Annotated in this window: 9 protein-coding genes, 1 tRNA gene and 2 rRNA genes (1 of these 12 cut by a window edge); 5 read left to right on the forward strand and 7 right to left on the reverse strand. The window is 58.8% G+C overall.

Annotated elements, in window-relative coordinates; translation table 11 throughout:
* Positions 1 to 39: 39 nt before the first annotated feature.
* Positions 40 to 1,569 (reverse strand): S10 family serine carboxypeptidase-like protein, encoded by a 1,530-nt coding sequence (locus ACK83U_RS13465; RefSeq protein WP_112603019.1) that lies wholly within the window; start codon positions 1,567 to 1,569, stop codon positions 40 to 42.
* Between the two features lie 53 nt (positions 1,570 to 1,622).
* On the opposite strand from ACK83U_RS13465, the gene ACK83U_RS13470 reads away from it, so the two are divergent.
* Positions 1,623 to 1,748 carry a hypothetical protein gene (locus tag ACK83U_RS13470; protein ID WP_281412736.1) on the forward strand — a complete coding sequence of 42 codons (126 nt, stop codon included), beginning with the start codon at positions 1,623 to 1,625 and terminating at the stop codon, positions 1,746 to 1,748.
* Here ACK83U_RS13470 and ACK83U_RS13475 read toward each other — a convergent pair.
* Both ACK83U_RS13475 and ACK83U_RS13480 read right to left on the reverse strand, forming a co-directional pair.
* The gene (locus ACK83U_RS13475) at positions 1,738 to 2,442 is read right to left on the reverse strand and encodes an isochorismatase family protein (protein WP_112400899.1); all 705 of its coding nucleotides are present in this window, start codon (positions 2,440 to 2,442) and stop codon (positions 1,738 to 1,740) included. The two genes, ACK83U_RS13470 and ACK83U_RS13475, sit on opposite strands and share 11 nt — an antisense overlap.
* Positions 2,443 to 2,571: 129 nt before the next feature.
* Positions 2,572 to 3,051, reverse strand: a complete 480-nt coding sequence (locus tag ACK83U_RS13480) for a MarR family winged helix-turn-helix transcriptional regulator (RefSeq protein ID WP_112400900.1) — start codon at positions 3,049 to 3,051, stop codon at positions 2,572 to 2,574.
* Between the two features lie 75 nt (positions 3,052 to 3,126).
* On the opposite strand from ACK83U_RS13480, the gene ACK83U_RS13485 reads away from it, so the two are divergent.
* From ACK83U_RS13485 to ACK83U_RS13495, 3 genes are all read left to right on the forward strand, one after another.
* Positions 3,127 to 3,990 (forward strand): haloalkane dehalogenase, encoded by an 864-nt coding sequence (locus ACK83U_RS13485; protein ID WP_412474633.1) that lies wholly within the window; start codon positions 3,127 to 3,129, stop codon positions 3,988 to 3,990.
* A 146-nt stretch (positions 3,991 to 4,136) separates the two neighbouring features.
* Complete coding sequence (locus tag ACK83U_RS13490; protein WP_112603023.1) at positions 4,137 to 5,027, forward strand: amino acid ABC transporter substrate-binding protein; 891 nt, start codon at positions 4,137 to 4,139, stop codon at positions 5,025 to 5,027.
* A gap of 190 nt (positions 5,028 to 5,217) precedes the next feature.
* Positions 5,218 to 7,779 (forward strand): GcvT family protein, encoded by a 2,562-nt coding sequence (locus tag ACK83U_RS13495; RefSeq protein ID WP_112603025.1) that lies wholly within the window; start codon positions 5,218 to 5,220, stop codon positions 7,777 to 7,779.
* A 65-nt stretch (positions 7,780 to 7,844) separates the two neighbouring features.
* Here ACK83U_RS13495 and ACK83U_RS13500 read toward each other — a convergent pair whose 3' ends face one another.
* Complete coding sequence (locus ACK83U_RS13500) at positions 7,845 to 8,708, reverse strand: alpha/beta fold hydrolase (protein ID WP_112603059.1); 864 nt, start codon at positions 8,706 to 8,708, stop codon at positions 7,845 to 7,847.
* A 239-nt stretch (positions 8,709 to 8,947) separates the two neighbouring features.
* On the opposite strand from ACK83U_RS13500, the gene ACK83U_RS13505 reads away from it, so the two are divergent.
* Entirely contained in the window at positions 8,948 to 9,721 is a 774-nt protein-coding gene (locus ACK83U_RS13505) for a class I SAM-dependent methyltransferase (protein WP_112603027.1), read from the forward strand.
* Positions 9,722 to 10,086: 365 nt separating this feature from the next.
* Here ACK83U_RS13505 and ACK83U_RS13510 read toward each other — a convergent pair.
* The 3 genes from ACK83U_RS13510 to ACK83U_RS13520 all read right to left on the reverse strand — a co-directional run.
* Positions 10,087 to 10,163 (reverse strand) — tRNA-Met (locus tag ACK83U_RS13510).
* Between the two features lie 238 nt (positions 10,164 to 10,401).
* Positions 10,402 to 10,516: ribosomal RNA gene (rrf, locus tag ACK83U_RS13515) — 5S ribosomal RNA — on the reverse strand.
* Between the two features lie 256 nt (positions 10,517 to 10,772).
* A 23S ribosomal RNA gene (locus ACK83U_RS13520) occupies positions 10,773 to 12,894 on the reverse strand (it continues 808 nt past the right edge of the window).

Here is a 12,894-nt window from a genome sequence, read left to right on the forward strand (position 1 = left end):
TCGCGCCCACCTTCCAGGTGGCGCATCGAGGCCAGCCGGTCAGTTCGATTGCGCGGCCGGCGCTGCCTTGATCTGCCCGGCATAAAACGCCTTAGCATCACCCGTAAACTGCTCGCGCGACATCGGCCGCGTGTAGAACATATGGCCGCCGCGATAGAGCTTCAGCGCCACGCGATCGGCAAGGGCCTGCGGCAGGTGGTCGAGCACATATTTGTTCACGCCGAAGGGGATGACGAGATCGCTGTAACCCTGCCCGATCATCACGCGGAAGGATGGCGAGAGCGATAGCAGCTCCTTGAGATCGTCGCCAACACCGGCGGTCCCGCGCGAGCCGCCATTGTGCCCGCCCCATTTCCATTCCCGGTTCACGGACGACGACAGAAGCGTGTAGGTCATGTCGGTATGAAAGCCCAGCTCGTCACGGGCGTAGCCTGAAAAGGCACCGCCATAGGCGCGAACAAAGCCATCCAGAATCGGGTCGCCGCCATGCTCGGCCTCCGACTGCGGATAGGGGTCCGGCGCGAGGAACGAGGCGTCATAAGCACTCGCCACGTCCGCGCCATCGCCATCGGAATGTTTGCGGTAGACCCCGCCGAGAAAACCTTGGTTCTTGGCAACGACATCCTGCGGTATGCCGGTCAGCTTCGCGACGCGCCCATAGAAGGCCTGGCCGGAATCTCCCGACGGCGGCCGCCTGGCAAGAGTTGGCAGATATTCGTTGAAAGCGAAGGCTTCGGCATCCTGCACCACCTTCTCGCTGAAGGCGTTTTGACGCTCCAGTTCGGCTGCCGCCAGCGACGGCAGTTGCAAGGCTGCGCCAAGCGCATCCTCACCGCCCCCGAAGACGAACCGGCCCTCCAGCAGCGGCGACAACATGACGATGCCGGAAATCAGAATGCCCTGATCCTCGCGCAGGCTGTTGGCAATCTTGACCGAACGAAACCCGCCATAGCTTTCTCCAAGAATGTACTTCGGCGACGACGCCCGGCTGTTACGGGCGATGTAGAGGGCGATCGCTTTGGCAAGGCTTTCGGCATCGCTGTCGACACTATAGAAATCATTCTGATCATCGGGCTTGGCAGCGCGGCTCCAGCCGGTACCGATCGGATCGATCAGTACGAGATCGGTGAATTCGAGCCAGCTTTGCGGATTGTCGACCAACTTGGCATTGGCGCCGTCACGGCCGTCTGCGCCGAAATCGACGATGCGCGGACCGACGAGCCCGAGATTGAGGAAGGCCGAAGCAGCACCCGGCCCGCCATTGAACACGAAGGTCACGGGCCGGTTCGCATTCCGGTTCTTGGCGACATAGGCCGTGTAGAAGATCGCGGCGCTGCGCTGGCCATCCTGGCCGAAAAGATCGAGCGTACCCGCTGTCGCCGTATAGGGAATGGTCTTGCCATCCGTAGTCAGCACATGGTCGCTCACGGCATCGGGCGACAGGAGCGAGAGCACGCCGCTCGCACCGGCAGGCGCGCCATGACCCTGCTCGGGCGGAGCGGCGGATGCCGTTGCCGATATCAGCGAAAGGGCCAGCGCCAGGCCGGGAACCATCTGGCGAAAAGACATGAAATCGCATCCTCCAAAGGGATCATCGCATAGCTGTCGTTGCCGGCGATACTATGTCACAGACGACAAGCGCCGAAACTCAAGAGATGTTGATCGACGGATTATCGGTCATGGCACTTCTGGAGAATGGCGCGCTTGAGGGCGTGCTGGCCGGCGGGCTGCAGCAAATCAAAACTTGATCCTGTCGATGCTGGTCAGTGTCGTCTTCTGCGAAACGCCGGGCGCATTGACCATGTGCCAAGCCACATATTGCTCACCGTAAAGCTCTGTCGATGACATGCCGTCGACAGGCAGGACAATGTTCATGCCGTTTAACGCAGCATCCGTCGCCGTATCGAGCACCGCCCCCTCCGAGGCCGTGCCTGTCACGATGATGGTCTTAATGCCCTTGTCTGAGAGAATACTGCGCAGATTGGTGCCGATGAATTTGTCCGGCCCGGATTTGACGATCGGCTCGCTCGCCAGGGGCGCCAGCGCCGTTGCGATATCCTGCGGCTCGCCAACACCGGCCAGGCTGAAGACGACGAGCATCTCCTTGGCGCGCGCCTGATCGAGTAGAGTTTTCACCTTGGGGACGGACGCCAGGCAACGGGGCTTGGTCTTCACGTTGCACGGTCCCTTGGTCGGGTCCTGCGCGCCGTTGAAATCGAGGACCAGCAGTGCCGTCGTCTTCGGATCGACGGTAGCGGTCTTCAGCTCCGGCGCCACCGGCGGCTTCACTTTATGCCAATCATCGATGATCGTCTGCGCTGCTGCCGGCGAAGGCAGCGCGAAGCCAAAGGCCCCACAAAGAACCGAAAAGCCGAAGCCGAAAGCGAGGCCCGATTTCCGCCTCGCTCCATTTGTCTTCCTGATCAGGCTCCTCTCTTGCATCGGCACATCCCCTTCGCTTGACGGTCGTGGAGGAGAGATAGGCCATAAACCAGAACGGAGTAACGAAACTCTTCGTGATAGCGCTCGAAAGTGTGCGGCCCGCATATCTCAGGCAGATCACCAGAACTCCTATGTCGCCGCCTCGTCCATCGGCTCTGCGGAATCCCGGTCGCCGCGGAGCTTGCCGAGCACCTCCTGCAAAGCCTGCTTCAACGCATTAATCTCCTCAGAACCGGCGATATCGGACCAGCGCTGATCCACAAGGCGACCCGTTGCCGCTGCTATTGGCCGCACGCCTCTGCCACGCTCGGTCAGAAACACAAGTCTTGCACGTCGATCGTCAGGATCCGGTCGGCGCTCGACATAACCCAGGCGCTCCAACTCCTCTACTGCCTGCGTCATCGTCTGCTTGCGGACATGGGCAAGCCGAGTGAGCTCACTCACCTGAACTCCTTCCGGACGCATGAAGGTAAACACATTGGCGTGCGGTGGTCGGATATCGCCATAACCGGCCTCTTCCAGCGCGGCTTCGACATCCTGTGTCCAATGTTGATGCACGAGCCGCAGCAGCAGGCCCAGGGACGGGCGAGTGGGAACACAATCTTTCATGATATAGACAGGTGCCTGACTATTATGTTAAATAGACAGGTACCTTACCATTTTATTTCACGAGAGGATACCCACATGCCCTCCCTCAATGTGCTGGACTCGACGATCTTCTACGAGGATGCCGGAACGGGAACACCCTTCGTCTTCCTGCATGGCAATCCGACCTCATCCTACCTGTGGAGGAATATCAGCCCGGCCCTTGCCGTGCGTGCCCGCTGCCTGGCTCCCGACCTCATTGGCATGGGCCAGTCCGGCAAACCTGATATCGCCTATTCATTTGACGACCATGCACGCTATCTCGAAGCTTGGTTCGACAAACTCGCGCTCGGTGATGTCGTATTGATCGGCCATGATTGGGGCGGCGCACTCGCATTCGATTGGGCCGCCCGCCATCCGGAACGCGTGCGCGGCATCGCCTTCATGGAAACGATCATCAGGCCTTTGACCTGGAACGACCTGCCGAATGCACGGGCTCGCTATGAACTGCTGCGCTCACCGGGCACGGGCGAAGCGAAGGTTCTGGACGAAAATTTCTTCATCGAACAAGCTTTGAAAGCCACGGTTCTAAATGGATTGAGCGCCGAGGATCATGCCGTCTATCGCGCGCCCTACCCGACGCGCGAAAGCCGCCGTCCGCTGCTTGCCTGGCCGCGCGCGATGCCGATCGAAGGCGAACCCGCCGATGTCGTCGCGCGCATCGAAGCCTATGATGCCTGGCTTGCCCGCAGCGAAGATATCCCGAAACTGCTGCTGACTTTCGATGGTCCGGCGGAGACACTGCTGGTCGGCGAAAGGATGATAGACTGGTGCCGCGAGAATATTGCCGGATTGGAGATCGAAAATTGCGGACCGGCAAGGCACATCGCGCCGGAAGATCAGCCCCAAGCGATTGCGGCCGCCATCTCCAGCTGGGCCGCTAGTCACAGTCTGTCTCGCTGAAAAGCCGATCTTCGCGACAGGAAAGGCCGCCACCTCTGCTCGACGGCAGGCGATCAAGGACAATCCATCGTTGACAAAAAACCGTCAGGCCATAATCTGCGCCTAAGCCTTTGCGATTGCCCAATTTTCTTTTGGAGATCAGGATCATGCCGGCACATTGCATGAGACGACTGGTTCTGGCAGGCATTATCCTCGGCATATCCGCCTACACGGCTACGGCCGCGCAAACGCTGGATCTCATCGCCCAAAAGGGCACGATCCGGATCGGCTATATCAGCGACGAAGCACCCTTCTCCTTCAAGAAGAAGAACGGCAACCCGGCGGGATATGCCATCGATCTCTGCGGCAAGGTCGCCGATGCCGTCGGGCGCAAGGTCACCGATCTCAAGCGCGACTATGTCGAAACCACGCTTGCCGATGGCTTCGACGCAGTCAAAAGCGGCCAGGTCGACCTTCTCTGCGGCGCGCTGACCATTAGCCTCGGCCGACGCCAGAATGTCGATTTCTCGCAGCCGATCTTCATCACAGGTGCCAGCGCCCTGCTGCGCAAGGATTCGCCCGACTATCTCATGGCTTTGTTCCTGGACAAGCGGTTGGCGCAAGTCTCCGCCAAGCCCGCCTCTGCAACAAGCACGATCGGCGTTCGCGCAGACACGACGACGGGCGCGACCCTGCGCGAGGCGCTGGGCTCCGACGTGCCGAAGACGCGGATCGCCGATTTCGCCACGCATCAGGACGGCTTGGCCGCGCTCGAAAACCATAAGATCGATGCCTATTTCGCCGATCGCGCCCTGCTCTTCGATCTCGCTTCCCATGCCCATAGTCCGTCCACGCTCGCGATCGGCAACCGTCTCTTCACGCATGAGCCCTATGGCATAGCCCTCCGGCAGGACGACTCCGCCTTCCGCCTGCTCGTCGATCAGACGCTGACCGAGACCTACCAGTCGGACGATTTCGCGAAGTTGCTGACGACCTATTTCGGCCAGGAAGGCCCGATCCTGCGCCGCGAGATCATGATGCAGTCGATCCCGCAATAAGCGCATTCAGGAGATGCCGTCGCCTTTGCGACATCTCCGATCAGCATATGTCGCCGACAAACCCAGCCATTTCCTGATAGGACAGCATGATGGTCGTCGTGCAAGCATCTTGAATATGTCGTAGACAGGCTCTGGTCGCCGCCGCACACATCATAAAATCCGTTTTCAGTATCAATCAGGGTCGCACGCAATGGCAGTATTTCCTCAAAAGGCGAAGGTCGTCATCATCGGGCTTGGCGGTATCGTCGGCGCATCGATCGCTCATCATCTGATCGAGCGCGGTTGGGACGATATTGTGGGCATCGACAAATCAGGCATCCCGACGGATATCGGCTCGACGGCCCATGCCTCCGACTTCTGCTACACGACCAGCCACGATTTCCTGTCCTGCTGGACGACCCTCTACTCCATCGATTTCTACGACAAGCTCGGTCACTATGCCCGCGTCGGCGGCCTCGAAGTCGCCCGCGTCGGCGATGACGACCGCATGGCCGAAATCAAGCGCAAGGTGACCTCGGGCAAGGCCTTTGGCACGCGCGTGAGCTTGATCGACCCCGCCGAGATCAAGGAAAAATTCCCGCTGATCGAGGAAAGCATGGTTCAGGGCGGGATGTGGGACCCGGATGCCGGCCTCGTCATTCCCCGCTCTCAGACCGTTGCCGGCAAGCTGATCGACCAGGGCGAAAAGAGCGGCAAGCTGCAGTCCTTCGCCAATACGCCGGCCCAGTCCCTGATCGTGAAAGACGGCCGCATCAGCGGCGTCGTCACCCATCGCGGCACGATCGAAGCCGAATATGTCATCGTCTGCGCCGGCCTCTGGGGCCGCCTGATCGCCGAAATGGTCGGCGAGGACCTGCCGGTCATGCCGGTGGACCACCCGCTGACCTTCTTCGGCCCCTATAATGAGTTTGCCAACACCGGCAAGGAAATCGGCTTCCCGCTGATGCGCGACCAGGGCAATTCCGCCTATATGCGCGACACCGGCGACCCGAAGACCGCCGAAGGCGGCCAGATCGAATGGGGTTACTACGAAGAGAAGAACCCGCGCCTCTGCCATCCCCGCGATCTCCTTGAAAAGCATGAGGCCCGCCTTTCGCCTTCACAGCGCGATCTCGACATGGAACAGATCATCGAGCCGCTCGAACGCGCCATGGAACTGACACCGATCCTCGGCGAACTCGGCTACAATGAAGGCCATTCCTTCAACGGTCTGTTGCAAGTCACGACCGATGGCGGCCCGTCGGTCGGCGAAAGCCAGAAGGTCCGCGGTCTCTGGTATTGCGTCGCCATCTGGGTGAAGGACGGCCCCGGCTTCGGCAAGCTCGTTGCCGACTGGATGACCGACGGCCGCACGCCGATCGACCACAACAGGATCGATTATTCCCGCTTCTACCCGCATATGCTGGAAGAAAAATTCATCGAAGGCCGCTGCACGGAGGCTGCGCAGAAGATCTACAATCCCGCAGTCCACCCGCGCGAGCCCTATGCCACCGGCCGCAACATCCGCCGCTCGCCCTTCTATGAACGAGAAAAAGAGCTCGGCGGCTACTTCATGGAGCTCGGCGGCTGGGAGCGTGCTCATGGCTATGCCGCCAACGAGCACCTGCTCGAAAAATACGGCGATCGCATCCCGGTACGCGAAAACGAATGGGACAACCGCCATTTCTGGCGCGTCTCCAATGCTGAGCACCTGGCACTGAGCGAAGATTGCGGCATCATCAACCTCTCGCATTTCGCCATGTACGATATCGAAGGCCCCGATCATGTCGAACTGCTGGAATGGCTTTGCGCGGCCAAGATCGGTGGCGACGCCAATATCGGCAAGGGCATCTACACCCACTTCCTCGACGACGAGGGCATGGTGCGCGCCGACTTCACTGTCATCCGCATGGCCGACCGCTGCCGTCTGATCGACGGCGCCGATGCCGGCCCGCGCGATTTCCACTACATGCGCCGTGTTGCCCAGGATAAGGGCTTCAACGTCACCATCACCGATGTCACCGAACGCTATGTCACGATCGGCATCTGGGGACCGAATGCCCGCACCAACCTGCAGAAGGTGGTCGAAAGCCCGGAAAACCTCACGCACGAAAACTTCCCCTTCGCCGCGATCAAGCAGATCCGCATCGCCGGCAAGAACGTCACCGCATTCCGCATTTCCTATGTCGGCGAACAGGGCTGGGAACTGCACATGGCCTATGGCGACGCGCTGGCCGTCTGGGATGCGCTGCGCTCGACCGGCGCGATCGCCGTCGGCGTCGAGACCTATGCCAACAGCCGCCGTATGGAAAAGAGCCTGCGCCTGCAGAATGCCGACCTGCTGACGGAATATAACCTCCTCGAAGCCGATCTCGCCCGCCCGAAGGTCAAGGACGCCGATTTCCGCGGCAAGGCGAAGCACCTCGAATATCGCGCCCGCGAGCATCAGCCGGCCATGCTCTGCACGCTCGTCGTGACCGATAACATCGACTCCAACGGCGTTGCCCGCTACCCCGTTGGCATCCTGCCGGTCATGGATCCCGAAACCGGCGAAACCCTCGTCGATGAGCTCGGCCGCCGCTCCTTCACCACCTCGATCGCCTATGGCCCGACCATCGGCAAGAATATCGCACTCGCCTACCTCCCCTGGTCCTATGCCCAGGAAGGCCGCAAACTGAAGGTCGAATATTTCGGCGAAACTTATCCGGTCGAAGTTGCCGGCGTCGGCTACAAGCCGCTCTATGACGCCGAGAACCTGAAGCCGAGAAGCTGATCTCTAACGAACCGGAAAGCGAGGTCATGCCTGGCTTTCCGGTTGTCTCTCGGGCCGGTCGTCTGTCAGGCTGTATGATCGATGATGGCCTGCACGATCTCGCCAATGTCGCGCTCGTGGATTTCGTGCCCTCCACCTTCGACCCGGTGCAGCCGCACGTCTCGGACGACCTTGGTAAAGGCCTCCCCGTGTTCTATGGGAAACAGCGGATCGGCTGTGCCGTGGATCGCAAGGACCGGCAGCTTGATATCGGAGGCCTGAAGCCTTGCAGGCCTTTCCTCGCTCACGAGCGTGAAATGGTTTGTAGCACTGGCAAATGACGGCGCCCGTGCCATGTCGCGGGCGATCAGGTCCCTTGCAGCGTCGGGATCGTGCGGATGCCGGGTGCCGGCAAGCATGGCCGTCTCGCGGCGCAGGAAACCGGCAATGGCTTCGAGGTTCGACCAATCGATTGCTTCGGCCGACCTGGAATGCTCCTGATAGGCCTCCGTCGAAGAAGGCAAGCCCTCGACGCCGAGCGGTGATGTGTTGATCAGCGTAAGCGTCCGCACGCGCCGAGGATGGCGCAACGCGACTTCTTGCGCAACGGCGCCGCCCATCGACATGCCCGCCACATGCGCCGTTTCCAATCCGTAGCCGTCGAGAATGGCGATGGCATCGTCGGCCAGATCGGTGAACGAATACCGGGGTTCGCCTTGCGGATAATGTGTCGAGAGGCCGGTATCGCGCTGGTCGTACCGGATCACATAGCGCTGGCGAGTGGCAAGTGCCTCGCAGAACCTGTCCGGCCACCACAGCATCGAAGCCATCATTCCCATGATCAATATGATGGGCGGGCTGGAGGGATCACCGAAAGCCTGGGTCTGCAGCTTCGCTCCCTTGACCTCGATTGACGTCTCGGTGGCGGCGAATGATCTCGTTCGTTCCATGACAAAATCCATCCGATTGCAAATTGCAACTGGAATCCATATTGCATGACTGATCTTATTATGCAATCAGTTTATGAGAGAGCTGCAACACCGGGTATCGACTTCCGTCAGAGCAACTCCAGAAGAGCGTCCAGCGGTTTTCCAGCCGGAATTGTGTAGGAACAATGGGTTGGAGCTGTTCGGAGATCTTGCGAGAGCTGAGCACAATAGCGATTGAGGCGAGATAAGGGGGGCCTGTAGTGCTGCAATGTGCTGATTTTTACGACGCCGAACTATCACGGCATAACCGGCATTTGCGAGCCGCCGCCAGCGTCCGGACGCATGACCGGATACTCGACATCGGCTGCGGCGCCGGGCAAACCACCCGGGAAGCGGCTCTTGCCGCAACACAAGGCAGCGCGGTCGGCGTGGACACTTCCGCCGAGATGCTTGAGATTGCGCGCCAGCGTAGCGCTGAAGCGGGATTACGCAACGTCAGCTTCGAGCTGGGCGACGCGCAAACCTACGCCTTTCCAGCTGCCGCCTTTGATCTATGCATCAGCCGTTTTGGCGTCATGTTCTTCGCCGATCCGCAGGCAGCATTCGCCAATATCGCCCATGCAATCCGCCCGGCTGGACGCATCGCCTGGATGGTATGGCAAAGCCAGGAGCGCAACGAATGGTCTGGCGCAATCCGGGATGCGTTGGCTCCGGGAAGCGCAATTCCAGGAAATGCCGGCAAGGCGTTTTCACTCGGCGATCCCGCCATAGCCACGAAGCTATTGAGCACCGCCGGCTTCACCTCGATCGACTTTATCGAAGTGGAAGGACCGGTATTTTATGGAGCCAATGTCGATGCCGCCCTTGATGCCCTTGCCGGTCTCTATATGGTCAAGGACGCGCTCGTGCACACCGATGAGGCGCCCGACCAGCCACCTCTGCGGCTGCGTGATTTACTGGAAGCGCATATGACCTCCGAAGGTGTGCTCTTCGACTCCCGCGCATGGATCATTACCGCCGTTCGAGTCCGTTGACTGAGCAGCCCCCTCGCCTCTTCCGGCGAATGCACCACAGCGCAGATCTACGAACGCCCGCTTATGCCTACGCGCCATTGATATTGTGGGTACTGCTGGGAGATGAGATTGGCTTCGTTGCCAGGCTTTGGAGTTTTGTGCCTTGCGGGGTGTGTTTGGCTGCTTTCGGGCCGCTGGCGAGGCGTTAAATGTTCGATGCGTTACCAAACACAAGAAGCCCGCGTGATGCGGGCTTTTTTGTACTTGGTTTTGTGGGCGGGCTTTGAGCCGTTCGCGTTATGGTCCTGAGGCGGGAGGAGCTACCGCTCGCCATTGAAGATGAAGTCTTCGCGCCCTGGATAGCTGATCTTTGTGATTGTAAATTTTGGTTGCGGGGGCAGGATTTGAACCTGCGGCCTTCAGGTTATGAGCCTGACGAGCTACCGGGCTGCTCCACCCCGCGTCACCAGCGCAAACCGGGTTTCGGTTTGTCGCGTCACCAGCGCAAACCGCGTTGCGGTTTATCGCTTGTTCCCTTGGCACCGTATTTCAGGTGTGCAGGGGTAATGTGCTCCAGAAGCGACAAAGGCCGCTTTGGTAGCGGCCTATTGTAACACGGCTAGGCCGTTTTTCAGAGTGTGATGAGAAGATTTTGTGAGGCATAAATTGCTTGGCAATTTAGCCTGAGTTGCGTTTGGCAGACCTGGCAGCGACCTACTCTCCCGCGTCTTAAGACGAAGTACCATGGGCGCAGGGGCGTTTCACGGCCGTGTTCGGAAAGGGAACGGGTGCAGCCACCCCGCCATAACCACCAGGTCGGCAAAGCGCAACTTCGGGCTAAACCGCGCCAGCGGTTTATGCCCTATGAGAAGCTGGTGAGACTGGAAGTCTCGTTTGTCTTATTTGAACACGTCGTTGGATGCGTTTCCGGACGAAGTCCGCAAGCGCAGAGCGCGTCGCCAGAGGTCTGGCGCGCCGTCCGCAGCATAGGGTCGAAGACCCGTACATGCGTGAGGACAAAACTCAATGCAGATGAACGTTTACGTTCGTCTGATGAGCACTGGCAATGGGAACGATCAAGCCAATCGAGCTATTAGTACCGGTAAGCTTCATGCGTTGCCGCACTTCCACACCCGGCCTATCAACGTGGTCGTCTTCCACGGCTCTGATAGGGAACACTCGTTTCCAGGTTGGTTTCCCGCTTAGATGCCTTCAGCGGTTATCCATTCCATATATAGCTACCCTGCTATGCCCTTGGCAGGACAACAGGTCCACCAGAGATATGTCCATCCCGGTCCTCTCGTACTAGGGACAGATCCTGTCAATATTCCTACACCCACGGCAGATAGGGACCGAACTGTCTCACGACGTTCTGAACCCAGCTCACGTACCGCTTTAATTGGCGAACAGCCAAACCCTTGGGACCTGCTCCAGCCCCAGGATGCGATGAGCCGACATCGAGGTGCCAAACAACCCCGTCGATATGGACTCTTGGGGGTCATCAGCCTGTTATCCCCGGCGTACCTTTTATCCGTTGAGCGATGGCCCTTCCACACGGGACCACCGGATCACTATGACCGACTTTCGTCTCTGCTCGACTTGTCAGTCTCGCAGTCAGGCGGGCTTATGCCATTGCACTCGACGACCGATTTCCGACCGGTCTGAGCCCACCATCGCGCGCCTCCGTTACTCTTTCGGAGGCGACCGCCCCAGTCAAACTACCCACCATACACTGTCCCGGATCCGGATAACGGACCGCGGTTAGACATCCATGACGATAAGGGTGGTATTTCAAGGATGGCTCCACAAGAACTGGCGTCCCTGCTTCAAAGCCTACCACCTATCCTACACATGCCGACACGAATGCCAGTGTAAAGCTATAGTAAAGGTGCACGGGGTCTTTCCGTCTGACCGCAGGAACCCCGCATCTTCACGGGGAATTCAATTTCACTGAGTCTATGTTGGAGACAGCGGGGAAGTCGTTACGCCATTCGTGCAGGTCGGAACTTACCCGACAAGGAATTTCGCTACCTTAGGACCGTTATAGTTACGGCCGCCGTTTACTGGGGCTTCGATTCAGAGCTTGCACCCCTCCTCTTAACCTTCCAGCACCGGGCAGGCGTCAGACCCTATACGTCGTCTTGCGACTTCGCAGAGCCCTGTGTTTTTGGTAAACAGTCGCTACCCCCTGGTCTGTGCCACCCTCACATGCTTGCGCATATAAGGGTCACGCTTCTTCCGAAGTTACGCGTGCAATTTGCCGAGTTCCTTCAACATAGTTCTCTCAAGCGCCTTGGTATACTCTACCTGACCACCTGTGTCGGTTTCGGGTACGGTCTATACGGTGGAGCTATTTCCTGGAACCGCGTCCCCGCCCACACAATCCAATAAGTGTGAACAAGTTAAGCAATCCGTCACTACCACCAGGCCCACGAATATTAACGTGGTTCCCATCGACTACGCGTGTCCGCCTCGTCTTAGGGGCCGGCTAACCCTGCTCAGATTAACTTTAAGCAGGAACCCTTGGTCTTTCGGCGAGAGGGTCTCTCACCCTCTTTATCGTTACTCATGTCAACATTCGCACTTCCGATACCTCCAGGACCCCTCACGGGTATCCCTTCATCAGCTTACGGAACGCTCCGCTACCACTCCTCAAAGAGGAATCCTCAGCTTCGGTGCATGGCTTCAGCCCCGTTACATTTTCGGCGCAAAGACCCTTGACTAGACCAGTGAGCTGTTACGCTTTCTTTAAATGATGGCTGCTTCTAAGCCAACATCCTGGTTGTTTTGGGATCCTCACATCCTTTCCCACTTAGCCATGACTTGGGGACCTTAGCTGGAGGTTAGGGTTGTTGCCCTTTTCACGACGGACGTTAGCACCCGCCGTGTGTCTGCCTGATAGTACTCCCCGGTATTCGGAGTTTGGTTAGGATCAGTAAGACGGTGAGTCCCCATAGCCCATCCAGTGCTCTACCCCCGGGGGTATTCGTCAGACGCTCTACCTAAATAGATTTCGCGGAGAACCAGCTATTTCCGAGTTTGATTGGCCTTTCACCCCTAGCCACAAGTCATCCCAATCTATTGCAACAGATGCGGGTTCGGTCCTCCAGTTGGTGTTACCCAACCTTCAACCTGCTCATGGCTAGATCACTCGGTTTCGGGTCTAATGCAACAAACTATATCGCCCTATTCAG

Source organism: Rhizobium sp. WW22 (assembly GCF_047041135.1).
Lineage (GTDB): Bacteria > Pseudomonadota > Alphaproteobacteria > Rhizobiales > Rhizobiaceae > Rhizobium.

Excerpts from the sequence above, each read along its gene's own strand:
- ACK83U_RS13465 (WP_112603019.1), bottom strand. The coding sequence starts at position 1,569 with ATGTCTTTTCGCCAGATGGTTCCCGGCCTGGCGCTGGCCCTTTCGCTG.
- ACK83U_RS13470 (WP_281412736.1), top strand. The coding sequence starts at position 1,623 with ATGTCACAGACGACAAGCGCCGAAACTCAAGAGATGTTGATCGACGGA.
- ACK83U_RS13475 (WP_112400899.1), bottom strand. The coding sequence starts at position 2,442 with ATGCAAGAGAGGAGCCTGATCAGGAAGACAAATGGAGCGAGGCGGAAA.
- ACK83U_RS13480 (WP_112400900.1), bottom strand. The coding sequence starts at position 3,051 with ATGAAAGATTGTGTTCCCACTCGCCCGTCCCTGGGCCTGCTGCTGCGG.
- ACK83U_RS13485 (WP_412474633.1), top strand. The coding sequence starts at position 3,127 with ATGCCCTCCCTCAATGTGCTGGACTCGACGATCTTCTACGAGGATGCC.
- ACK83U_RS13490 (WP_112603023.1), top strand. The coding sequence starts at position 4,137 with ATGCCGGCACATTGCATGAGACGACTGGTTCTGGCAGGCATTATCCTC.
- ACK83U_RS13495 (WP_112603025.1), top strand. The coding sequence starts at position 5,218 with ATGGCAGTATTTCCTCAAAAGGCGAAGGTCGTCATCATCGGGCTTGGC.
- ACK83U_RS13500 (WP_112603059.1), bottom strand. The coding sequence starts at position 8,708 with ATGGAACGAACGAGATCATTCGCCGCCACCGAGACGTCAATCGAGGTC.